The sequence below is a fragment of the Pseudomonas multiresinivorans genome (genome assembly GCF_012971725.1).
GTDB classification, from domain to species: Bacteria; Pseudomonadota; Gammaproteobacteria; order Pseudomonadales; family Pseudomonadaceae; genus Pseudomonas; species Pseudomonas multiresinivorans.
The window spans coordinates 1,124,358-1,146,563 of sequence record NZ_CP048833.1; the positions used below are offsets into that span (position 1 = coordinate 1,124,358).

The following is a 22,206-nucleotide window of genomic DNA, read 5'->3' on the forward strand; positions in this document are numbered from 1 at the left end:
CTTGTTGTTCTGATTACCGAATAACAACAAAGCATGGAGTAGCAGAATGATCAGAAAGGCGCTCACCCCGCTGGCGGCTGCGTGCGCGATGGCCATTGCCGCACAGGCCTCCGCAGCCCCTTCGCCGTATTCCACCATGGTCGTCTTCGGCGACAGCCTGAGTGATTCCGGACAGTTCGCCGACGCCGGCGGCCCTGCCGGTGCCAGCACCCGCTTCACCAACCGCGTCGGCCCCACCTACCTGGACGGCAGCGGCGAGATTTTCGGCCCCACTGCGCCGATGATCCTGGGCGGCAAGCTGGGCATCAATGGCACCGACCTGAACCCCTCCACGTCGCTGGTCCCCGGCACCGTGGACGGCAACAACTGGGCGGTCGGCGGCTATCGCACCGACCAGATCTACGATTCCATCACCGCGCCCGATGGCTCTGTCGTCACCTCCGGCTCCAATAGCCGTACCCGTGACGGCTACCTGGTGAACAACCGCGCCGACCCGAACGCGCTGTATTACCTCACGGGCGGCGGCAACGACTTCCTCCAGTTCCGCATCACCGACGACCCCACGGCACGCGCCGCCGCTGGCCGACTGGTGGACAGCGTCGATGCGCTGCACAACGCCGGTGCGCGCTACATCATGGTCTGGCTGCTGCCTGACCTCGGTCAGACCCCGGCCACCAACGGCACCGTGCTGGAATCCTTCGGCACTCAGCTGTCGGGCATTTTCAACGAGGAGCTGGCCGCGCAGCTGGCCGCCTCCAATGCCAACGTCATTCCGCTGAACATCCCGGCGATGTTCAAGGAAGTTCTGGCCAACCCGGGCGCCTATGGCCTGGCCACCGACCAGAACCTGATCGGCACCTGCTTCAGCGGCAACAGCTGCTCCGAGAACGCGGTGTATGGCCGCCATGGCAGCAACCCCGATCCGACCAAGCTGATCTTCAACGATGGCGTGCACCCGACCATCGCCGGCCAGAGCCTGATCGCCGACTACGCCTACTCGGTGCTCTCCGCCCCGTGGGAAGCGACCATGCTGCCGGAAATGGCCCTGGGCACGTACAACGCCTACCAGGACCAACTGCGCAGCCAGTGGCTGGCGGACTGGGAAAGCTGGCAGGGGGTGAACCAGTGGCGCGGCTTCGTCAGCGGCGGCGCGCAGCACCTGGACTACGACGACCAGGACAGCGCGGCCGACGGCTCCGGCTACGGCGCCAACCTGACCCTGGGCACCAGCTATCGTCTCGACGACGCCTGGCGCGTCGGTGGCTCGCTGGGCTTCTACCGGCAGAAACTGGAGCTGGGTTCCGACGACTCCGACTACAAGCTCAACAGCTACCTGGGCAGCCTGTTCGTGCAGTTCCAGCAGAACCGCTGGTGGGCCGACGCCTCTGTCACTGGCGGCAAGCTCGACTTCGACGATGCCAACCGCAAGTTCACCATCATCAACCACGAAGTCGAGGAGAAGGCCGACACCGACGGCAGCCTGCTGGCCTTCAGCGGTCGCCTGGGCTACGACATCGCCCAGGGCGGCGAGAACTGGCACCTGTCGCCCTTCGTCAGCGCCGACTGGGCGCGGGTGAAAGTGGACAGCTACGAAGAGGGTAGCGGCCGCTCCACCGCGCTGGCCTATGACGAGCAGAATCGCTACTCCCGGCGCCTCGGCGTGGGCCTGCAGGGCAAGTTCGACGTATCGCCGCAGACTCAGTTGTTCGGTGAAGTCGCGGTAGAGCGGGAATATGCCGATGACACCCAGAATGTCGGCATGAACTTCACCAGCCTGCCGGACATCGGCTTCAGCCTGCAGGGCTACACCCCGCAGAGCCACCTGCAGCGCGCCACCATTGGCGTCGCCCAGAAGCTGACCCCGGAGCTGACCCTGCGCGGCGGCTACAGCGCACACCGCAGCAGCGACGACCTGGCACAGGGGGTGAACCTGGCGCTGAGCCTGGACTTCTGATCGTCTGAGGTGAATGGGGCGGGGTGACGGGCGGATGCGGCCGTCACCCCGTTTTCTTTCCACCGGACTGCTTGCCGCGGCCGATGGTCGCGGCGCTTTCAGCCGCCGGGGAACTGCCCGTGACCGGCGGGCTCCAAGCAATCGGCGCGGCTCCCTGCGGGGAGGCGGCGCGACCGATTCCACGCTAGAATGCGCCCTGATTTTTTCCATCTTCTCCCCTGGAGCCTTCCATGTCCCGCGTTACCCTGAGCCGCTACCTGATCGAGCAGACCCGCAGTCACAACACCCCGGCCGACCTGCGTCACCTCGTGGAAGTGGTGGCCCGCGCGTGCAAGGAAATCAGCCACGCCGTCTCCAAGGGCGCGCTGGGTGGTGTGCTGGGCAGCATGGAAACCGAGAACGTGCAGGGCGAGGTGCAGAAGAAGCTCGACGTCCTCTCCAACGAAATCCTCCTGGAAGCCAACGAGTGGGCCGGCAACCTGGCCGGCATGGCCTCCGAGGAAATGGACCACCCCTACCAGATTCCGGGCAAGTACCCGAAGGGCGCGTACCTGCTGGTCTTCGACCCGCTGGACGGCTCCTCCAACATCGACGTCAACGTCTCGGTCGGCACCATCTTCTCCGTGCTGCGTTGCCCGCACGAGTACCTGAGCCAGAACGACAGCCTGCGTGAGGAAGCCTTCCTGCAGAAGGGCACCACCCAGGTCGCCGCCGGCTACGCCATCTACGGCCCGCAGACCATGCTGATCCTGACCCTGGGCAACGGCGTCAAGGGCTTCACCCTGGACCGCGAGCTGGGCAGCTTCGTGATGACCCACGACAACATCACCGTGCCGACCCAGACCGCCGAATTCGCCATCAACATGTCCAACCAGCGGCACTGGGAAGCCCCGGTGAAGCGCTACGTCGACGAGCTGCTGGCCGGCAAGGAAGGTCCGCTGGGCAAGAACTACAACATGCGCTGGATCGCCTCCATGGTGGCCGATGTGCACCGCATCCTGACCCGCGGCGGCGTGTTCATGTACCCGCGCGATTCCCGCGAGCCGGAGAAGCCCGGCAAGCTGCGCCTGATGTACGAAGCCAACCCGATGTCCTTCATCATCGAGCAGGCCGGCGGCGCCGCCACCAACGGCCGCCAGCGCATCCTCGACATCCAGCCCGATAGCCTGCACCAGCGCGTCGCGGTGTTCCTCGGCTCGAAGGAAGAAGTCGAGCGCGCCACCGCCTACCACCAGGAAGGCTGATGACCACTACGCCCTGGCAGACCCTGCTCGACTGGTGGTTCGGCAACTCGCTGGATGCCAACGAAGTCGCCGCCCAGCGCAATGCGCTGTGGTTCGGCAAGAGTGGCTGCCAGGACGTGGACTCGGAAAACCGTTTCGGCGGCCTGGTGCGCCAGGCCCTGGACGGCGGGCTGCAGGAGTGGGAGCGCGAGCCGCAGAGTTGGCTGGCGCTGATCCTGCTGCTGGACCAGCTGCCGCGGATGATCTTCCGAGATAGCCCGCGCGCCTACGTCGGTGACGCCCGCGCCCAGCAACTGGTGCGCCAGGGGCTGGCCGCCGGTTTCGACCGCCAGCTGCCGCGTATCGAGCGGGTGTTCGTCTACATCGTGCTGGAGCACGCCGAAGAGCTGGCCAGCCAGAACGAGGCGGTGCGCCTATACGAAGCACTGCAGGGCGAATCCAGCGAGAGCGAGAAGGTGCTGTTCGCCGGCTACCTCGCCTATGCGCGCAAACATCAGGTGGTGATCGACCGCTTCGGCCGCTTCCCGCACCGTAATCTCATCCTGGGCCGTGACTCGACGGCCGAAGAAGCGCAGTTCCTCACGGAACCTGGCTCACGTTTCTGACTCCAACCCGGCGGCCGAAACGGTCGCCCTGTGCCAAGCTTGTTGGCCTGCCCCCCAAACAATGGAGTTGTCGATGTCTTTCCGCCGCCTCGCGCTCGTCGCGTTCTGTGTCGTTCTGGCCGCTTGCAGCAAAGTGAACCAGGAGAACTATTCCAAGATCAAAACCGGCATGAGCAAGGCCGAGGTGGAAAGCCTGCTCGGCAAGCCTGCCGAATGCTCTGGCGCACTGGGGGTTTCCAGCTGCACCTGGGGTGACGAGAAGGCTTTCATCAGCATCCAGTACGCTGGCGACAAAGTGCTGCTGTTCTCCGCCCAGGGCCTGAAGTAAGCCCAGGGGGCGGGGCGGGCAGCCAAGGAGCAACGCAATGCGTCGATCCCTTATCTGGCTGGCCTGCCTCGCCGCGTTGAGCGGTTGTGCCGGCTCCTCGCCGCAACCGCCGCAGACCGTGCAGGTCGACCTCAAGCGCTACGAGGGCACCTGGTACGAGCTGGCGCGCAAGCCGATGTTTTTCCAGCGCCACTGCGCGCAATCCGAAGCCCACTACCAGTTGCAGGCTGACTCCAGCATCGCGGTAACCAATCGCTGCCTGACCACTGACGGCGAATGGGACCAGGCCAACGGCCGCGCCGAAGCGCAGGTGCCGGGCCGCACCGACAAGCTCTGGGTGCGTTTCGACAATACCTTCTCGAAGATTTTCCCCGGTATCGCCAAGGGCGACTATTGGGTGCTCTACGTCGACGACGATTACCAGACCGCCCTGGTGGGCAACCCCAACCGTGAGTATCTCTGGCTGCTATCGCGCAAGCCGGTGGTGCCGGATGCGACGCGGGACAAGCTGCTGGAACTGGCCCACGCGCGGGGCTACCGGACGGATGACCTGATCTGGCGGGCGGCTGATTCGAGTTCGGCGGCTCCATGAACCAACGCCCCTCGGGGGCGTTGTTGCTCTTCGTAGGAGCGAGCTTGCTCGCGAACCAACTTCGCAGCGGGGCTGTTCGCGAGCAAGCTCGCTCCTACAGGTCTGGTCCCTGGTTCGTAGGATGGGTGGAGCGGAGCGATACCCATGCTGTATGCGCACAAATCGATGGGTATCGCTGCGCTCCACCCATCCTACAAGGACCTCTCAGTCCAGGAGTTTGCGAAGCACATCGGCGAACTCGCGGGCGCTTTGCTCTTCAAGCGCATGCCGGCCGTCGCGCACGCGCCACTGCCCGGCGACCATCACATCGCGCACCTGGCGGTCTCCGCCGGCGAACAGCCAGCGGTTGAGGATCGCGTCACCACGGGCGGTCTGCAGGTAAGGGTCGTTTCCGTTGAGCACCAGCAGGTCGGCACGCTTGCCGACCGCCAGCTCGCCGGTGGGCTGGCCGAGGGCCTGGGCGCCGCCGCTGAGGGCGGCATCGAACAGGGTGCGGCCAACCATCGGCTGGTCCTTGCCGTAGAGGCGGTTGCGGCGCTGGTCGCGCAGGCGCTGGCCGTACTCCAGCCAGCGCAGTTCCTCGACCACGCTCAGCGATACATGGCTGTCCGAGCCGATGCCGAACCGGCCGTTCTGGGCGAGGTAGTCCACCGCCGGGAAGATGCCGTCGCCCAGGTTCGCCTCGGTGGTCAGGCAAAGCCCGGCGACCGCGCCGCTGCGGGCCATGACCGTGACTTCGTCGGCTTCGGCGTGGGTGGCGTGGACCAGGCACCAGCGCTCGTCCACCGCGACGTTTTCGTACAGCCACTGCAGCGGGCGGCGACCGCTCCAGCTCAGGCAGTCGTCGACTTCCTTCTGCTGCTCGGCGATGTGGATGTGCACCGGGCAGCCGGTGGAGTCGGCGCCCAGCACCTCGGCGATCTGCTGCGGCGTTACCGCGCGCAGGGAGTGGAAGCACAGGCCGAGGCCTTGCTGCGGCTTGTCTGCCAGGAGCGTGCGCAGCCCGTCGATCAGCTTCAGGTAGCTATCCGTGCTGTTGATGAAGCGGCGCTGGCCTTCGCTCGGTACCTGTCCGCCGAAGCCGGCGTGGGAGTAGAGCACCGGCAGCAGCGTGAGGCCGATGCCGGCATCCGCCGCGGCTTGGCTGACGCGCAGCGCCAGCTCCGCCGGGTTGGCATAGGGCTGGCCGTCGACGTCGTGGTGCACGTAATGGAATTCGGCGACACCGGTGTAACCGGCCTTGAGCATCTCGATGTACAGCTGGCGGGCGATCACCCCGACCTGCTCGGGCGACAGGCGGCCGACCAGGCGGTACATCAGGTCGCGCCAGGTCCAGAAGCTGTCGTTGGGATTGCCGGCAACTTCCGCCAGGCCCGCCATGGCGCGCTGGAAGGCGTGGGAGTGCAGGTTCGGCATGCCCGCCAGGACCGGCCCGGCGATGCGCTCGGCGCCTTCTGCGCTGGCGTCCGGGGTGATCGCGGTGAACAGGCCCGCGGCATCGATCTCGAAGCGGACGTTGCGCGCCCAGCCAGAAGGCAGCAGGGCGGTTTCGGCGAACAGAACGGACATGCGGGAGGTCCTCGCGGGTTTCTTGGAATTTGTATATACATATACAGACGTTTGCCGGGACCGTAAACTGCAAGGCAACCCGGCGGTCGTCAGAGGACTTGTATGCACGGGTCGAATCCGGTACATGCCGGAGTCAGACCGCAGTCGCCCTCCAAAGAAAGAACACCGTCGCCACGACAAGGAGTTTCCCGTGCCCGCATCGCCCACGCCTACCCCGCCCGCCGAGGGTTCGTCGCTCGCCGCGCAGATGGGGGAAATTCCCGCGCCGCTGTACGCTCGCGTCAAGCAGATGATCATCCAGCAGATCCAGTCCGGAACCTGGCCGCCGCATCACCGCGTGCCGTCCGAGGCGGAGCTGGTCGCCGAGCTGAGTGTCAGCCGCATGACCATCAACCGCGCACTGCGCGAGCTGACTGCCGACGGCCTGCTGGTGCGCATGCAGGGCGTCGGCACCTTCGTCGCCGAGCCCAAGGGCCAGTCCGCGCTGTTCCAGGTGCAGAACATCGCCGAGGAAATCACCGCCCGCGGGCACAAGCATCACCTCGTGGTGATCAGTCTGGTGGAAGAGCTGGCCAGCGCCGAGCGCGCGCTGGCGCTGGACGTGCGCGAGGGCCAGCGCATCTTCCACTCGGTGATCGTGCACTACGAGAACGATATCCCGGTGCAGATCGAGGACCGCTACGTCAACGCGGCCGTGGCGCCGGACTACCTCAAGCAGGATTTCACCGGGCAGACGCCCTTCGCCTACCTCACCCAGGTCGCCCCGCTGAGCGAGGGCGAGCACGTGGTCGAGGCGGTGCTGCCCAGCCCCGAGGAGTGCAAGCTGCTGTCCGTCGACCGCCATGAACCGTGCCTGCTGATCCGCCGGCGCACCTGGTCGGGACGCAATACCGTGACCAGCGCACGCCTGCTCTATCCGGGCTCGCGCTACCGCCTGGAAGGACGATTCAGTTCATGAGTGAAGTGCGAATTTTGCGCGCCGCCGACTACCCGGCGATGCCCTGGAAGAACGGCGCGGGCACGACCCGCGAGATCGTCCGCGATGCCGGCGATGGCCTGGAAGGTTTCGGCTGGCGCGTGTCCATCGCCGATGTCGGCGCGCCCGGGCCGTTCTCCTCGTTCAGCGGCTACCAGCGTGTCATCAGCGTGCTGGAAGGCGAGGGTATGCGGCTGAAGGTCGACGGTTTCGATTCCCGCGAGCTGCGCGCCCTTGATGCCTTTGCCTTCGATGGCGCCAGTGCGGTGGAGTGCACGCTGCTCGGCGGCGCGATCCGCGACTTCAACCTGATCTATTCGTCGGCTCGCTACCGGGCGCGACTGCAATGGCTGAAGGTGGATGGCGCGACGCATTTCTTCAGCAGTGCTTCCATGGTGCTGTTGTTCAGCGCGGGCGAGGGCATCCATGCCAGCCTGAACGGCGAGGCGGCCGGTGTGTTGGGCCTGCATGACACACTGATTGCCGAGAGCGATAGTGCGCTGCGGGAGTGGCGGTTCGCGGTGGCGGGCTGTGCGGACATCTGCGTAATCGAACTCGACCCACGCTGAACGAGAAAAGGGCGCCTTCGAGGCGCCCTTTCCTATCAGGGGGGCGGGATGCTGTGAGTAGGATGGCGTGGAGCGGAGCGATACCCATCAATTCCCGCGCGGCGATCCGCATGGGTATCGCTCCGCTCCACCCATCCTACGGCCCTCAGGGTGAGGGCAATCCCGAGCGCAGATTCCACCTGTGGCGACGGAGCTCATACGCCCTGTATAGGTGTCAGTCATACAACCGCTCGTAGCCAATCCACCTGCTCATCACCCCATCCTCCACCCACGCCCGCGCAGCGGCGATGTCCGGAGCGAAGTAGCGATCCTGCTCGTAGTGCGGCACTTCGCTGCGGATCAGCGTGCGCACTTCCTGCAGTTGCGGCGAGCTTTGCAGCGGCGCGTGGAAGTCCACGCCCTGGGCGGCGGCGAGCAGTTCGATGGCGACCACACCGGCGCTGTTGGCGGCCATGTCCTGCAGGCGGCGGGCGGCGAAGGTGGCCATGGACACGTGGTCTTCCTGGTTCGCCGAGGTCGGCAGGCTGTCCACCGACGCCGGGTGCGCCCAGGTCTTGTTCTCCGAGGCCAGCGCCGCCGAGGTGACCTGGGCGATCATGAAGCCGGAGTTCAGCCCGCCTTCCTTGACCAGGAAGGCCGGCAGACCGGACATGGCCGGGTCCACCAGTTGGGCGATGCGTCGCTCGGACAGTGCGCCGATCTCCGAGATCACCAGTGCCAGTACATCCGACGCCATGGCCACCGGCTCGGCATGGAAGTTACCGCCTGACAGAACATCGCCGTCAGCGCTGAATACCAGCGGGTTGTCGGAAACCGCATTGGCCTCGCGCAGGAAAACGCTGGCGGCGAAGCGCAGGTGATCCAGACACGCGCCCATCACCTGGGGCTGGCAGCGCAGGGAGTACGGGTCCTGCACGCGCTTGCAGTCGATGTGCGACTGGTTGATCGGGCTGTCATGCAGCAACTCGCGGTACAGCGCGGCGACCGTGATCTGCCCCGGCTGGCCGCGCACCTCCTGGATGCGCGCGTCGAACGGCACGAACGAGCCTTTCAGCGCCTCCACGCTCAGGCTGCCGGCGACCACCGCGGAAATGAACAGCCGCTCCGCCGCGAACAGCCCGCGCAGGGCCAGCGCGGTGGACACCTGGGTGCCGTTGATCAGCGCCAGGCCTTCCTTCGGCCCCAGCACCAGTGGCTCGGCCCCCGCGATGGCGAGGCCCTCGGTGGCGTCGAGGATGCGCCCGTCATGGCGCACCTGGCCGACGCCCAGCAAGGTCGCGGACATGTGCGCCAGCGGCGCGAGGTCGCCGGAGGCGCCCACCGAGCCCTGGGAGGGAATGCACGGGTAGACCCGCGCGCGGTAGAGCTTGAGCAGCGTCTCGATCACTGCCGGGCTGACGCCGGAAAAGCCGCGCGCCAGCGAACCGATCTTCAGCGCCATGATCAGCGCCACGCTGGCATTGTCCAGCAGCGCTCCGGTGCCGGTGCAGTGGGAAAGGATCAGGTTGCGCTGCAGCGTGGCGAGTTGCTCCTCGGGAATGGAGGTGCGTGCCAGCAGGCCGAAACCGGTATTGATGCCGTACACGGTGCGCTGGTCGGCGATGATCTGGCTGACCGTCTGCGCGCTGCGCAGGATGGCCTCGCGGCATGTGTCGGCAAGCTGCAGGTCGGGCTGGTGCTGGTAGATGGCGCGCAGCTGGTCGAGGTCGAACTGGCCGGGCGTCAGGAGCAGGGTTTCGGGCATGTCGGCATCCTGGATTCGGTGAAGTGTTACCGTGGATTGTTCCTGTATATACAGGTATAGCAATCGCTGTGCCATGGCGCGCCAGGGCCCATGTCTTCGCCGCCGGCCCTGCCGTGCGGCCACTCGGGAGAAAGTGAATGTCACCCCCGGTGGCATTTCCAGTCCGATGGTTGTGGGCAAACCGCGCCGTGGCGGCTAAACCCTAAGGACACCAACGCGCCCGGAGTCGCCCATGTCCGCCCCCCGTTGCCTGTTCGCGCTGCTACTGGCCTTCGGCCTGTGCGCCCAGACCCTTGCCGCCGGCTGCCCCTATCCGAAACCCGTGGTGTTCGCCGGGCTGAACTGGGAGAGCGGCATGTTCACCACCGAGGTGCTGCGCTTCATCCTGGAGAAGGGCTACGGCTGTCAGACCGATGCCGTGCCGGGTAACACGGTGACCATGGAGAACGCGCTGAAGCAGAACGACATCCAGGTTACCGGCGAGCAGTGGGCCGGGCGCAGCACCGTCTGGCAGCAAGCGGAGCAGGCAGGGAAGGTATTCTCCGTCGGCGAGACGGTGAAGGGCGCCAGTGAAGGCTGGTGGGTGCCGGACTATGTGGTGCACGGCGATGCCAAGCGTGGGATCAAGGCCTCGGCGCCGGGCCTGAAGTCCGTGAACGACCTGCCCAGCTACAAGACCCTGTTCAAGGACGACGAAGAGCCGAACAAGGGCCGCTTCTACAACTGCCCCACCGGCTGGACCTGCGAGATCGTCAACACGCAGAAGCTCAAGGCCTATGGGCTCGAGGACAGCTACGTGAACTTCCGCACTGGCGCCGGCCCCGCGCTGGACGCGGCGATCACTTCGGCCATCGCCCAGGGCAAGCCGGTGCTCTTCTATTACTGGGCGCCGACGCCGCTGCTGGGTCGCTTCAAGCTGGTGCAGCTGGAGGAGCCGCCATTCGACGAGGCGGCCTGGAAGACCCTGACCGACCCGAACAACCCCAATCCCAAGGGTTCGCGCTCGCTGCCGGCGAAGATCAGCATCGGCGTGTCCCGCGACTTCCACGACAAGGCGCCGCCACTGGTGCAGGTGTTCGAGAAGGTCGAACTGCCGCTGCCCATGTTCAACGCGCTGTTGGCTGACATGGCGCAGCACCACCGGGACGTGGCGGATGTGCGGGCGAAGTTCTTCCGCGAGCACCGGGAGTTGTGGTCGAAGTGGGTGTCGGCGGAGGCGGCGGGAAGAATTGATGCGGCGTTGAAGTAGGCGAGTGCCGTATTGGTGGTAATCGAGCTGGGCGTTCCCTCTCCCTAACCCTCTCCCTGAAGGGAGAGGGGACCGTTCGGTGAAGGATGAAACCTTAGCGTCAGCCGGCACAGATAGCTCCCTCTCCCTTCAGGGAGAGGGCGGGGGAGAGGGCGGGGGAGAGGGGGCATCCGGGAACCGGTGTGCCCAAATCTCGCTCCAATACGCTTGTCTATACAACCTGTGTCCCTTGGTAGCGAGCGGTGTTACCGAACGCAACGAAACGGTGCAGTGAAGCCTGCTTCTGGTGCAATTGTCTGAAGGACAGCGATTGCTGTCAGCCGCGACGGAATTGCTAAATCTCAGATTTACTCCATATAAATCAATAAGTTCATTTGCTTTTCCGGCTACTTTGACACCCCGCGAGCCAAGGTTGGCCTTTGCTTTGCTTATACTTGTACATACAAGCATAGACATGATGGTTTCGAACTTCTCGGAACTGTCGAACGAACCGCCAAAGCCCTCACCGGCTTAACGATCCGAGCAAGCGAAGGAGCCTCCCGTGACCAAATTCCGCGACGTCGAAATCCGTGCCCCGCGCGGCACCCAACTGAATGCCAAGAGCTGGCTGACAGAAGCGCCGCTGCGCATGCTGATGAACAACCTCGACCCGGAAGTCGCCGAGAACCCCAAGGAACTGGTGGTGTATGGTGGCATCGGTCGCGCCGCGCGCAACTGGGAGTGCTACGACAAGATCGTCGCCACCCTGAAGGAGCTGAACGACGACGAAACCCTGCTGGTGCAATCCGGCAAGCCGGTCGGCGTGTTCAAGACCCACGCCAACGCCCCGCGCGTGCTGATCGCCAACTCCAACCTGGTGCCGCACTGGGCCAACTGGGAGCACTTCAACGAACTCGACGCCAAGGGCCTGGCCATGTACGGCCAGATGACCGCCGGCTCCTGGATCTACATCGGCAGCCAGGGCATCGTCCAGGGCACCTACGAAACCTTCGTCGAGGCCGGCCGCCAGCATTACGACGGCAACCTGAAAGGCAAGTGGGTGCTCACCGCCGGTCTCGGCGGCATGGGCGGTGCCCAGCCGCTGGCCGCGACCCTGGCCGGCGCCTGCTCGCTGAACATCGAATGCCAGCAGAGCCGCATCGACTTCCGCCTCGCCAGCCGCTACGTCGACGAACAGGCCAAGGACCTCGATGACGCCCTCGCGCGTATCGCGAAGTACACCGCCGAAGGCAAGGCCATCTCCATCGCCCTGCTGGGCAACGCCGCCCAAATCCTCCCGGAGCTGATCAAGCGCGGCGTGCGCCCGGACATGGTCACCGACCAGACTTCTGCCCACGACCCGCTCAACGGCTACCTGCCCGCCGGCTGGACCTGGGAGCAGTACCGCGACCGCGCGCAGACTGACCCGGCCGCCGTGGTCAAGGCCGCCAAGCAATCCATGGCCGTGCACGTCCAGGCCATGCTGGAATTCCAGAAGCAGGGCGTGCCGACCTTCGACTACGGCAACAACATCCGCCAGATGGCCAAGGAAGAGGGCGTCGCCAACGCCTTCGACTTTCCCGGCTTCGTTCCGGCCTACATCCGCCCGTTGTTCTGCCGTGGCGTCGGCCCGTTCCGCTGGGCCGCGCTGTCCGGCGACGCCGAGGACATCTACAAGACCGACGCCAAGGTCAAGGAACTGATCGCCGACGACGCCCACCTGCACAACTGGCTGGACATGGCGCGCGAGCGCATCAGCTTCCAGGGCCTGCCGGCGCGCATCTGCTGGGTCGGCCTGGGCCAGCGCGCCAAGCTCGGCCTGGCATTCAACGAAATGGTCCGCAGCGGCGAGCTGAAAGCACCGATCGTGATCGGCCGTGACCACCTCGACTCCGGCTCGGTGTCCAGCCCGAACCGCGAGACCGAAGCCATGCGCGACGGCTCCGACGCCGTGTCCGACTGGCCGCTGCTCAACGCCCTGCTGAACACCGCCAGTGGCGCCACCTGGGTCTCGCTGCACCACGGTGGCGGCGTGGGAATGGGCTTCTCCCAGCACTCGGGGATGGTGATCGTCTGCGACGGCACCGACGAAGCTGCCGAGCGCATCGCCCGCGTGCTGACCAACGACCCAGGCACCGGCGTGATGCGCCATGCCGATGCCGGCTACCAGATCGCCATCGATTGCGCCAAGGAGCAGGGCCTGAACCTGCCGATGATCACCGGCAAGTGATCGGCTAGCCACGTGTAGGGCGCATAACCTGGAACAGGTTATGCGCCCTACACGGCCAGGCAGTCGTGAGTGATGCAACAAGGACCAGGGAGAGGGCCGCCGCACGGCGTGGTGCGGCGGCCCGGTCCGTCAAGCAATGCAGTACATCGACAAGACAAGAATCCCTTCGGGAGAACAATAACGATGTCCCAGGCCAGTGATAGCTCTAAACCCCTGATCGAGGTGCGCTCGATCGACTACATCCCCGAGGCCGAGCGCCACGGCAAACTCTACAGCCAATTCACCCTGTGGCTGGGCGCCAACCTGCAGATCACCGCCATCGTCACCGGAGCCCTGGCCGTGGTGCTGGGCGGCGATGTGTTCTGGTCGCTGATCGGTCTGCTCATCGGCCAACTGCTGGGCGGCGGCGTGATGGCGCTGCACGCCGCGCAAGGGCCGAAGCTCGGCCTGCCGCAGATGATCTCCAGCCGCGTGCAGTTCGGCGTCTACGGCGCGGCCATTCCGATCGTGCTGGTATGTCTGATGTACCTGGGCTTCACCGCTACCGGTACGGTGCTTTCCGGTCAGGCGCTGGGACAGCTGTTCGGTGTCAGCGACAGCGTCGGCATCCTGATCTTTGCCAGCGTCATCGTGCTGGTCACCGTGCTTGGCTACCGCGTCATCCATGTCATCGGCCGCATCGCCAGCGTCATCGGGGTGATCGCCTTCGTCTACCTGTTCAGCCGCCTGATGAGCCAGACCGATGTCGGCGCGCTGCTGGAAATCCGCCATTTCAGCTGGAGCAGCTTCCTGCTCGCGGTGTCGCTGGCCGCTTCCTGGCAGATCGCCTTCGGCCCCTACGTCGCGGACTACTCGCGCTACCTGCCGGGCAGGACTTCCTCGGTTAAAACCTTCCTCGCCGTGGGCGCCGGCTCGGTGATCGGCGCCCAGGTGGCGATGATCTTCGGCGTGTTCGCCGCGGCCGGGGCCAACGGGCAGTTCGCTGGCCATGAAGTGGCCTACATCGTCGGCCTGAGCGGCAGTGGCGCCGTCGCCGCGCTGCTGTACTTCACCATCGCCTTCGGCAAGATCACCATCTCGACGCTGAACTCCTACGGCAGCTTCATGTGCATCGCCACGGTGATCAGCGGCTTCCGCGGCCACCTGGAGGTGAGCCGCGTGCAGCGCCTGGTGTTCGTCCTGCTGATCGTCGGCGCCGCGACCCTGATCGCGCTGCTGGGCCAGCATTCGTTCCTCGGCGCGTTCAAGTCCTTCATCCTCTTCCTGCTGGCCTTCTTCACCCCATGGAGCGCGGTCAACCTGGTGGACTACTACTGCATCACCCGCGAGCACTACGACGTGCCGGCGCTCTCCGATCCGGACGGTCGCTACGGGCGCTGGAACATCCCCGGCATCAGCGTCTATGTGATCGGCGTCCTGGTGCAATTGCCGTTCATTTCCACCAAGTTCTACACCGGCCCGCTGGTGGATGCCCTGGGCGGCGTGGATATCTCCTGGATCATCGGCCTGGTGGTCCCTGCGGTTCTCTATTACCTGGTCACCCGGCGCGTCACGCGGGCATTACCGGACCGGCTGATCCTGCCGGCCCGCACCTGAACAGACCGGCCCGGCCGCGCAGCCACAAGCCCGCGCGGCCCTTGCACTGCCCAACCTCATTCACGTTTAGGAGCATCAGATGAACAACACCAAGAAGACGCTGCTGGGCCTGTTCCTGTCCGCCGGTCTGCTGGGCGGCACCATGGCATCGGCCCAGGCCGCCGGCTGGTGCGAGAGTGGCAAGCCGGTGAAGTTCGCCGGGCTGAACTGGGAGAGCGGCATGCTGCTCACCGACCTCATGCAGATCATCCTGAAGAACGGCTACGGCTGCGAAACCGACAGCCTGCCGGGCAACTCCATCACCATGGAACAGGCGCTGGCGAACAACGACATCCAGATCTTCAGTGAGGAATGGATTGGCCGCAGCGATGCCTGGAACAAGGCCGCCGCCGCGAACAAGGTGGTCGGCGTGGGTGCTCCCATCGTCGGCGCCACCGAAGGCTGGTACGTGCCGCGCTTCGTGATCGAGGGCGACAAGGCGCGCAACATCGAAGCCAAGGCACCGAACCTGAAGGCCGTGACCGATCTCGCGCAGTACTCCGAAGTCTTCCGCGACCCGGAAGAGCCGGGCAAGGGCCGCTTCTACAACTGTCCGGCCGGCTGGACCTGCGAGCTGGAAAACTCCGAGATGCTGAAGAAGTATGGCCTCGAGGACAAGTTCACCAACTTCCGCCCCGGTACCGGCCCGGCCCTGGATGCCGCCGTGCTGTCGAGCTACAAGCGCAAGGAGCCTATTCTCTTCTACTACTGGTCGCCGACGCCGCTGATGGGCCAGGCCGACCTGGTGAAGCTGGATGAGCCGGGCGTGAACAAGGACGTGAAGATCCAGGTTGGCCTGTCCAGAGCCTTCCACGACCAGGCCCCGGAACTGGTGGCCGTGCTGGAAAAGGTCAACCTGCCCATCGACCTGCTGAACCAGAACCTGGCGAAGATGGCCAAGGAGAAACTGACCTCCGAGCAACTGGCCAAGGCCTTCCTCAAGGAACACCCGGAAGTGTGGACCACCTGGGTCAGCGAGGACGCTGCGAAGAAGGTCCAGGCCGCGCTCTGACGCCGCCGAATCCGGGGAGGCGCTGCTTCCCCGGTGATGCCCACTCCTGACGAGTACGTGCCATGTTTCCCGAACGCTTCACCTTCTCCATCGCCGACTGGGTCAACGGTTGGGTCGATGCCCTGGTCACCAACTACGGCGACGTGTTCCGCCACATCTCCGACACCCTGCTGTGGGCCATCGTCAACCTGGAGAGCGTGCTGCGCGCGACGCCCTGGTGGCTGATGCTGGCCATCGTCGCCGGCATCGCCTGGCACGCCACGCGGCGCATCCTGCCCACCGTGGTGATAGTCGGGTTGCTGTTCCTGGTGGGCGCCGTCGGCTTGTGGGACAAGCTGATGCAGACCCTCGCGCTGATGATGGTCGCGACCATCATCTCGGTGCTGATCGGCATCCCGCTGGGCATCCTCGCCGCACGCAGCGACCGGTTCCGCGCCGTGCTGCTGCCCATGCTGGACATCATGCAGACCATGCCCAGCTTCGTGTACCTGATCCCGGTGCTGATGCTGTTCGGCCTGGGCAAGGTACCGGCGATCTTCGCCACGGTGATCTACGCCGCGCCGCCGCTGATCCGCCTCACCGACCTGGGCATTCGCCAGGTCGACCGCGAGGTGATGGAAGCCATCACCGCCTTCGGCGCCAACCGCCGCCAGCAACTGTTCGGCGTGCAGCTGCCGCTGGCGCTGCCGAGCATCATGGCCGGCATCAACCAGACCACCATGATGGCCCTGTCGATGGTGGTCATCGCCTCGATGATCGGCGCCCGTGGCCTGGGCGAGGACGTACTGGTCGGCATCCAGACGCTCAACGTCGGCAAGGGCCTGGAAGCGGGTCTCGCCATCGTCATCCTCGCCGTGGTCATCGACCGCATCACCCAGGCTTACGGCCGCTCGCGCCACCATGAGGCCAGCAAATGAGCAAGATCCAGGTCAAGAACGTCTACAAGATCTTCGGCGCCAAGGCCGATGCGGCCCTGGCGATGATCCGCCAGGGCAAGAGCAAGGCCGAAGTCCTCGCCGCCACCGACTGTGTGGTCGGGGTAAACGACCTGTCGCTGTCCATCGAGGCCGGGGAAATCTTCGTCATCATGGGCCTGTCCGGCTCCGGCAAGTCGACCCTGGTACGCCACTTCAACCGCCTGATCGACCCCACCAGCGGGCAGATCCTGGTCGACGGTGAGGACGTGCTCGGCTACGACGCGGCCGCGCTGGAAAACTTCCGCCGGCGCAAGATCAGCATGGTGTTCCAGAGCTTCGGCCTGCTGCCGCACAAGAGCGTGCTCGACAACGTCGCCTACGGTCTGAAGATCCGTGGCGAGAGCAAGGCGCTGTGCCAGGAGCGCGCGCTGCACTGGATCAACACCGTGGGCCTGAAGGGCTACGAGAAGTCCTACCCGCACCAGCTCTCCGGCGGCATGCGCCAGCGCGTCGGCCTGGCCCGCGCCCTGGCGGCGGACACCGACATCATCCTCATGGACGAAGCCTTCAGCGCCCTCGACCCGCTGATCCGCGCGGACATGCAGGACCAGTTGCTGGAGCTGCAGAAGACCCTGCACAAGACCATCGTCTTCATCACCCACGACCTCGACGAGGCCGTGCGCATCGGCAACCGCATCGCCATCCTCAAGGACGGCCAGCTGATCCAGGTCGGCGCGCCTGCCGACATCCTGCACAAGCCTGCCGACGAGTACGTCGACCGCTTCGTCCAGCGCCGCGTCGCTGCGATCTAACGCCATTCACCGGCGGGGAAGGGGGCTTCCCCGCCTACAGGAGTTCCGCATGTCGTCCTCTTCCACCATCACTTTCGGCAACGGCCCGCTGCGCTGGCAGGACCTGGTCGCGGTGGCGCGCCACGGCGCGCGCCTGCAACTGTCGCCGGCTGCCTGGGCGCGCATCGACAACGCCCGCGGCATCGTCGAGCGCATCGTCAGCCGGGGTGAACGGGCCTACGGCATCAGCACCGGCCTGGGCGCGCTGTGCAACGTGGTACTGCAGGGCGAGCAACTGGCACAGCTGTCGCGCAACACGCTGCTCAGCCATGCCTGCGGCGTCGGCGAGCCGCTGAAGGACGAACAGACCCGCGCGATCATCGCCGCCGCCATCGCCAACTACAGCCACGGCAAATCCGGCCTGCACCGCCGCGTGGTGGAAGCGCTGGTCGCGCTGCTCAACCACGGCATTACCCCGCGCGTGCCGTCGCAAGGCTCGGTCGGTTATCTCACCCACATGGCCCACGTCGGCGTGGCGCTGCTGGGCATCGGCGAGGTGAGCTATCGCGGCGACGTCGTCCCCGCAGTCCGCGCCCTGGCCGCCGAAGGCCTGGAACCAGTGCAGCTGGGCGCCAAGGACGGGCTCTGCCTGGTCAACGGCACGCCGTGCATGACCGGCCTGAGCTGCCTGGCACTGGACGACGCGACCCGCCTGACGCAATGGGCCGACGTGATCGGCGCCATGAGCTTCGAAGCCCTGCGCGGGCAGATCGACGCCTTCGACGCCGAGATCATCGCGCTCAAGCCGCACCCGGGCATGCAGAAGGTCGGCGCCAACCTGCGCGCATTGCTCGAAGGCAGCGAAGTCATCGCCAGCAGCAAGGGTATCCGCACCCAGGACGCGCTGAGCATCCGCTCCATGCCGCAGATCCACGGCGCTTGCCGCGACCAGCTGGAACACGCGGCGAAGCAGATCGAGACCGAACTGAATTCCGCCACCGACAACCCGTTGGTGCTGGGCACGCCGGACGACTACCGCGTGGTCTCCCAGGCCAATCCCCACGGCGAATCCGTGGCCATGGCCGCCGACCTGCTGGCCATTGCCGTGGCCGAGTTGGGCGGCGTGGCCGAGCGCCGCCTGGATCGCCTGATCAACCCGCTGGTCAGTGGCCTGCCGGCCTTCCTGGTCAGCCAGCCGGGCGTCAACTCGGGGATGATGATCGTGCAGTACGTCGCCGCCTCCCTGGCCGGCGAGAACCGCCAGCTGGCGCAACCGGCGGTGGTGGACAACTTCGTCACCTCCGGCCTGCAGGAAGACCACCTGAGCCTGGGCACCAGCGCAGCGCTCAAGCTCGGCCGCGCCATCGACAACACCCGGCGCATCTTCGCCATCGAGTACCTGCTGGCCGCCCAGGCCTTCGAATTCCTCAAACCGCAGCGTTTCGGCGCCGGTACCGACTGCGCCTGGAGCCTGTTGCGCGAACAGGTGCCGGCCTACGATAGCGACCGCTGGCTGGCGCCGGACATCGACCGCGCCACCGCGCTGCTGGCTGACCCGGCGGCGCTGGACAGCGTCGGCGCGAGTATCGGGAGGCTGCAATGAAACACCTCTGGCACCATTGCCACGCGGCAACCATGAAAGATGGCCGCTACGCGATCATCGAAGACGCCGCGATCATCACCGAGGGTGAGCGCATCAGCTGGATCGGCCCGCGCGCCGAACTACCCGAGCGCCCCGTGCAGAGCACCGACCTGGGCGGGGCCTGGGTTACGCCCGGCTTCATCGACTGCCACACCCACCTGGTGTTCGGCGGCGACCGTAGCGGCGAATTCGAGCAACGCCTGAACGGCGTCAGCTATGCCGAGATCGCAGCAGCCGGCGGTGGCATCGCCAGCACTGTGCGCGCCACCCGCGAAGCCAGCCTCCTAGAACTGATGTCCAGCGCAATCAAGCGCGCCCGACCTTTATTGGCCGATGGGGTAACGGTACTGGAGATCAAGTCCGGCTACGGCCTGGACTTGGAAAGCGAACGCCGTATGTTGCGCGCTGCTCGCCGTCTGGAGCAGGAGCTGCCGGTGACAATACGCACTACTTGCCTGGCGGCACACGCGTTGCCGCCGGAATATGCTGGCCGGCCCGACGACTATATCGATCAGGTTTGCAATCACATCCTCCCGGCACTGGCCGAGGAAGGGCTGGTGGACGCGGTGGACGCCTTCTGCGAACACCTGGCGTTCTCCCCGGCGCAGGTCGAGCGGGTGTTCCAGGCTGCCCAGCGCCTGGGCCTTCCGGTGAAGCTGCATGCCGAGCAGCTTTCCTCGCTGCACGGCTCCAGCCTCGCCGCGCGCTACGGTGCGCTGTCCGCTGACCATCTCGAATTCATGGACGAGAGCGACGCCATCGCCATGGCCGAAGCCGGTACCGTCGCCGTGCTGCTGCCGGGCGCCTTCTTCGTCCTGCGCGAAAGCCAGTTGCCGCCGATGGACGCCCTGCGCAAGCACGGCGTGAACATTGCCATCGCCAGCGACCTCAACCCCGGCACCTCGCCCGCGCTGTCCCTGCGCCTGATGCTGAACATGGCCTGCACCGCCTTCCGCCTGACCCCGGAAGAAGCGCTGGCCGGCGTGACGCTCAACGCCGCGCGCGCTCTGGGCATGGCCGACAGCCACGGCAGCCTGGAAGCGGGCAAGGTCGCCGACTTCATCGCCTGGGACATCCAGCGCCCCGCCGAACTGGCCTACTGGCTCGGCGGCGACCTGCCCAAGCGCGTCATTCGTCACGGCGAAGAGCTGTGAACCGCGACATTGACAGTGTTCTTGTAGGAGCGAGCTTGCTCGCGAACCCAGCTCCCCTGCGGGGCAGTTCGCGAGCAAGCTCGCTCCTACAGGACAGCCTTCGCCGGATACGGAGATAGCACCTCATGGATAACGTTCTCGAATTCAAACGCGGCCGCGTGCCGCTGCTGATCAGCATGCCGCACCCCGGCATCCGCCTGACTCCGGCCGTGGAAGCCGGCCTGGTGGACGAGGCACGCGAGCTGGCCGACACCGACTGGCACATTCCGCAGCTCTACGCCTTTGCCGAAGAACTGGGCGCCAGCACCCTGGCCGCCGGCTACTCGCGCTATGTCATCGACCTCAATCGCCCGGCCGACGACAAGCCGCTGTACAGCACCGCCACCACCGGTCTCTATCCGGACACCCTGTTCGACGGCCGCCCGCTGTTCAAGGAAGGTCAGGCGCCTTCCACGGAAGAGCGTGCGCGTTACCTCAAGGAAGTCTGGACGCCGTATCACCAGACCCTGGCCGACGAGCTCGCACGGCTGAAGGCAGAATTCGGCTATGCGCTGCTGTGGGATGCCCACTCGATCGCCTCGGTGATCCCGCACCTGTTCGACGGCAAGCTGCCGGACTTCAACATCGGTACCAACAGCGGTGCCAGCTGCGATGCGCAGCTGGCCGAGCGGCTGGTCGCGGTGTGCGCCGAGGCTCCGGCTTACCGCCACATCCTCAACGGCCGCTTCAAGGGGGGGCATATCACCCGTCACTACGGCCAGCCGCAGGACAACGTGCACGCGGTGCAGCTGGAACTCGCGCAGTGCAACTACATGGATGAGCACGCGCCCTTCGGCTACCGCGAAGACCTCGCCGCGCCGACCGCCCAGGTGCTCCGGCGCATGCTGGAAACCTTCATCGCCTGGGGCCGCGAGCACTACGGCCGCTGAGTTTTACACAGCCTCCTGCCGCGCCGGGGCTTGTCGGCGCGGCGCCGCCGGACCACGCATCCCGGCGGCGCTTCCCCGCCGTGGCAGGGGGCTGTCTTTTATTCGAAGCGGTGCTGCGCCAGTTGCCCTTCGGCATGCCGCACCAGCATTTCCAGCAGCAGCGCCTGGGTGTGCGGAGGCGTCTCATCGGCTCGGGTCAGGGCGTAGAGCGTGACCTTCACCGGAGGCGACAGCGGGCGCAGTGCGGTGAGTCTTTCGTCCGCGCCCAGTGCCGTGAAGGGGTCGACCAGCGCCAATCCTGTCCCTGCTTCCACCAGCGTGCGCGCCAGCGCGTAGGTCTGTACTGAAATGCGCACCCGCGGCGGCGGTTCGACATTCGCCAGATGACTTTCCAGGCGCGCCGACAGCGGGTCGGACGTGGACAGTCCGATCATCGGCTCGCCGGCCAACTCGCCCAGGCTCAGCGCCTTGCCCAAACGGTCTTCCGGCCAGTGCGCGTGTGGCGCCAGGGCTACCAGCGGGCCGCTGGCAATGACCTGCGAGCGCAGGCCGGGGTGGTCGGTCTGCTGCAGGGTGAGGGCGAGGTCAAGCTCGCGCATCAGCAGGTTCTGGATCAGCTCGCGGGAATGCTGGGTCGCCAGCTCGCAACTGCTCTGCGGATAGCGGTCGGTCCATTCGCGGATCACCGACGGTAGCAGCGACAGCGCCAGGGCCGGCGTGGCGCCCACGCGCAGGCGGTTCTCCGGCTGGCCGCGCAGGCTCTGCGCCAGGCGGCGCACGCCCTGCAGGCTTTCCGTCACCTTGGCGACTTCGCGCTCCAGCTCCAGCGCCTCGGGAGTCGCCTGCAGTTTGCCGCGCACGCGCAGGAACAGCGGGAAGCCCAGCTGCTGCTCGGCGTGCTGCAGCACCTTGGTCACTGCCGGCTGGGAGACGTGCAGTAATTGCGCGGCGCCGCTGACCGAGCCGGTCTCGCGGATGGCCTGGAACACTTCGATATGGCGCAGGCGCATGGCTTGCCTCCGTCAGCGGATTCGCCAAGGTATAACCCTGGTTTATGGGTTGCCCATGTTTATTCATTGTTCGCCGC

The 22,206-nt window shown here is 66.0% G+C and carries 18 protein-coding genes and 1 pseudogene; 16 read left to right on the plus strand and 3 right to left on the minus strand.

From position 1 onward, the window contains the following. Positions 1–46 precede the first annotated feature (46 nt). The 5 genes from estP to G4G71_RS05165 all read left to right on the plus strand — a co-directional run bounded on the left by estP (position 47) and on the right by G4G71_RS05165 (position 4,723). Positions 47–1,954 carry an esterase EstP gene (estP, locus tag G4G71_RS05145; RefSeq protein WP_169935843.1) on the plus strand — a complete coding sequence of 636 codons (1,908 nt, stop codon included), beginning with the start codon at positions 47–49 and terminating at the stop codon, positions 1,952–1,954. Positions 1,955–2,184: 230 nt separating this feature from the next. Beyond that, the gene (locus tag G4G71_RS05150) at positions 2,185–3,198 is read left to right on the plus strand and encodes a class 1 fructose-bisphosphatase (protein WP_169935845.1); all 1,014 of its coding nucleotides are present in this window, start codon (positions 2,185–2,187) and stop codon (positions 3,196–3,198) included. Next, positions 3,198–3,803, plus strand: a complete 606-nt coding sequence (locus G4G71_RS05155) for a DUF924 family protein (protein ID WP_169935847.1) — start codon at positions 3,198–3,200, stop codon at positions 3,801–3,803. Before G4G71_RS05150 ends, G4G71_RS05155 begins: the two co-directional genes overlap by 1 nt. A gap of 73 nt (positions 3,804–3,876) precedes the next feature. After that, complete coding sequence (gene bamE, locus G4G71_RS05160; RefSeq protein ID WP_024766664.1) at positions 3,877–4,131, plus strand: outer membrane protein assembly factor BamE domain-containing protein; 255 nt, start codon at positions 3,877–3,879, stop codon at positions 4,129–4,131. Between the two features lie 37 nt (positions 4,132–4,168). Further along, positions 4,169–4,723 carry a lipocalin family protein gene (locus tag G4G71_RS05165; protein WP_169935849.1) on the plus strand — a complete coding sequence of 185 codons (555 nt, stop codon included), beginning with the start codon at positions 4,169–4,171 and terminating at the stop codon, positions 4,721–4,723. A gap of 204 nt (positions 4,724–4,927) precedes the next feature. Here G4G71_RS05165 and G4G71_RS05170 read toward each other — a convergent pair whose 3' ends face one another. Beyond that, positions 4,928–6,292 (minus strand): formimidoylglutamate deiminase, encoded by a 1,365-nt coding sequence (locus G4G71_RS05170; protein WP_169935851.1) that lies wholly within the window; start codon positions 6,290–6,292, stop codon positions 4,928–4,930. Between the two features lie 247 nt (positions 6,293–6,539). Here G4G71_RS05170 and hutC point away from each other — a divergent pair, with 247 nt between their 5' ends. Both hutC and G4G71_RS05180 read left to right on the plus strand, forming a co-directional pair. Further along, positions 6,540–7,250, plus strand: a complete 711-nt coding sequence (gene hutC / locus G4G71_RS05175; RefSeq protein ID WP_065086557.1) for a histidine utilization repressor — start codon at positions 6,540–6,542, stop codon at positions 7,248–7,250. Continuing rightward, entirely contained in the window at positions 7,247–7,837 is a 591-nt protein-coding gene (locus tag G4G71_RS05180) for a HutD/Ves family protein (protein WP_169935853.1), read from the plus strand. The genes hutC and G4G71_RS05180 overlap by 4 nt, the downstream gene beginning before the upstream one ends. A 214-nt stretch (positions 7,838–8,051) precedes the next feature. Here G4G71_RS05180 and hutH (G4G71_RS05185) read toward each other — a convergent pair whose 3' ends face one another. Continuing rightward, positions 8,052–9,581, minus strand: coding sequence for a histidine ammonia-lyase (gene hutH / locus G4G71_RS05185; protein WP_169935855.1), 1,530 nt, complete (start codon positions 9,579–9,581; stop codon positions 8,052–8,054). Positions 9,582–9,813: 232 nt separating this feature from the next. Between hutH (G4G71_RS05185) and G4G71_RS05190 the strand changes: the two genes are divergently transcribed. From G4G71_RS05190 to hutG, 9 genes are all read left to right on the plus strand, one after another. Continuing rightward, on the plus strand, positions 9,814–10,830 hold the full coding sequence (locus tag G4G71_RS05190) for an ABC transporter substrate-binding protein (protein ID WP_169935857.1): 1,017 nt from the start codon (positions 9,814–9,816) through the stop codon (positions 10,828–10,830). 541 nt (positions 10,831–11,371) lie between these two features. Beyond that, a complete protein-coding gene (gene hutU, locus G4G71_RS05195) occupies positions 11,372–13,039 on the plus strand; it encodes a urocanate hydratase (protein WP_169935859.1) in 1,668 nt (555 codons plus the stop codon). 183 nt (positions 13,040–13,222) lie between these two features. Further along, complete coding sequence (locus G4G71_RS05200) at positions 13,223–14,635, plus strand: purine-cytosine permease family protein (RefSeq protein WP_169935861.1); 1,413 nt, start codon at positions 13,223–13,225, stop codon at positions 14,633–14,635. 142 nt (positions 14,636–14,777) lie between these two features. Beyond that, positions 14,778–15,686: an ABC transporter substrate-binding protein gene (locus G4G71_RS05205; protein WP_420826005.1), complete on the plus strand. Its 909-nt coding sequence runs from the start codon at positions 14,778–14,780 to the stop codon at positions 15,684–15,686. A gap of 62 nt (positions 15,687–15,748) precedes the next feature. After that, positions 15,749–16,603, plus strand: coding sequence for an ABC transporter permease (locus G4G71_RS05210; protein ID WP_169935865.1), 855 nt, complete (start codon positions 15,749–15,751; stop codon positions 16,601–16,603). Beyond that, complete coding sequence (locus tag G4G71_RS05215; RefSeq protein ID WP_169935866.1) at positions 16,600–17,415, plus strand: quaternary amine ABC transporter ATP-binding protein; 816 nt, start codon at positions 16,600–16,602, stop codon at positions 17,413–17,415. The genes G4G71_RS05210 and G4G71_RS05215 overlap by 4 nt, the downstream gene beginning before the upstream one ends. A 49-nt stretch (positions 17,416–17,464) precedes the next feature. Beyond that, a complete protein-coding gene (gene hutH / locus G4G71_RS05220) occupies positions 17,465–18,997 on the plus strand; it encodes a histidine ammonia-lyase (protein WP_169935868.1) in 1,533 nt (510 codons plus the stop codon). After that, a complete protein-coding gene (hutI, locus tag G4G71_RS05225; RefSeq protein ID WP_169935870.1) occupies positions 18,994–20,190 on the plus strand; it encodes an imidazolonepropionase in 1,197 nt (398 codons plus the stop codon). Before hutH (G4G71_RS05220) ends, hutI begins: the two co-directional genes overlap by 4 nt. A 125-nt stretch (positions 20,191–20,315) precedes the next feature. Further along, complete coding sequence (gene hutG, locus G4G71_RS05230; protein ID WP_169935872.1) at positions 20,316–21,119, plus strand: N-formylglutamate deformylase; 804 nt, start codon at positions 20,316–20,318, stop codon at positions 21,117–21,119. Positions 21,120–21,217: 98 nt separating this feature from the next. Here the strand turns inward: hutG and G4G71_RS05235 are convergent. Further along, a pseudogene (locus tag G4G71_RS05235) lies at positions 21,218–22,196 on the minus strand (LysR family transcriptional regulator). Between the last annotated feature and the right edge of the window lie 10 nt (positions 22,197–22,206).

Coding starts and splice junctions, on each gene's coding strand:
- estP (WP_169935843.1), top strand. CDS start 47: ATGATCAGAAAGGCGCTCACCCCGCTGGCGGCTGCGTGCGCGATGGCC.
- G4G71_RS05150 (WP_169935845.1), top strand. CDS start 2,185: ATGTCCCGCGTTACCCTGAGCCGCTACCTGATCGAGCAGACCCGCAGT.
- G4G71_RS05155 (WP_169935847.1), top strand. CDS start 3,198: ATGACCACTACGCCCTGGCAGACCCTGCTCGACTGGTGGTTCGGCAAC.
- bamE (WP_024766664.1), top strand. CDS start 3,877: ATGTCTTTCCGCCGCCTCGCGCTCGTCGCGTTCTGTGTCGTTCTGGCC.
- G4G71_RS05165 (WP_169935849.1), top strand. CDS start 4,169: ATGCGTCGATCCCTTATCTGGCTGGCCTGCCTCGCCGCGTTGAGCGGT.
- G4G71_RS05170 (WP_169935851.1), bottom strand. CDS start 6,292: ATGTCCGTTCTGTTCGCCGAAACCGCCCTGCTGCCTTCTGGCTGGGCG.
- hutC (WP_065086557.1), top strand. CDS start 6,540: ATGGGGGAAATTCCCGCGCCGCTGTACGCTCGCGTCAAGCAGATGATC.
- G4G71_RS05180 (WP_169935853.1), top strand. CDS start 7,247: ATGAGTGAAGTGCGAATTTTGCGCGCCGCCGACTACCCGGCGATGCCC.
- hutH (WP_169935855.1), bottom strand. CDS start 9,581: ATGCCCGAAACCCTGCTCCTGACGCCCGGCCAGTTCGACCTCGACCAG.
- G4G71_RS05190 (WP_169935857.1), top strand. CDS start 9,814: ATGTCCGCCCCCCGTTGCCTGTTCGCGCTGCTACTGGCCTTCGGCCTG.
- G4G71_RS05200 (WP_169935861.1), top strand. CDS start 13,223: ATGTCCCAGGCCAGTGATAGCTCTAAACCCCTGATCGAGGTGCGCTCG.
- G4G71_RS05205 (WP_420826005.1), top strand. CDS start 14,778: ATGGCATCGGCCCAGGCCGCCGGCTGGTGCGAGAGTGGCAAGCCGGTG.
- G4G71_RS05210 (WP_169935865.1), top strand. CDS start 15,749: ATGTTTCCCGAACGCTTCACCTTCTCCATCGCCGACTGGGTCAACGGT.
- G4G71_RS05215 (WP_169935866.1), top strand. CDS start 16,600: ATGAGCAAGATCCAGGTCAAGAACGTCTACAAGATCTTCGGCGCCAAG.
- hutH (WP_169935868.1), top strand. CDS start 17,465: ATGTCGTCCTCTTCCACCATCACTTTCGGCAACGGCCCGCTGCGCTGG.
- hutI (WP_169935870.1), top strand. CDS start 18,994: ATGAAACACCTCTGGCACCATTGCCACGCGGCAACCATGAAAGATGGC.
- hutG (WP_169935872.1), top strand. CDS start 20,316: ATGGATAACGTTCTCGAATTCAAACGCGGCCGCGTGCCGCTGCTGATC.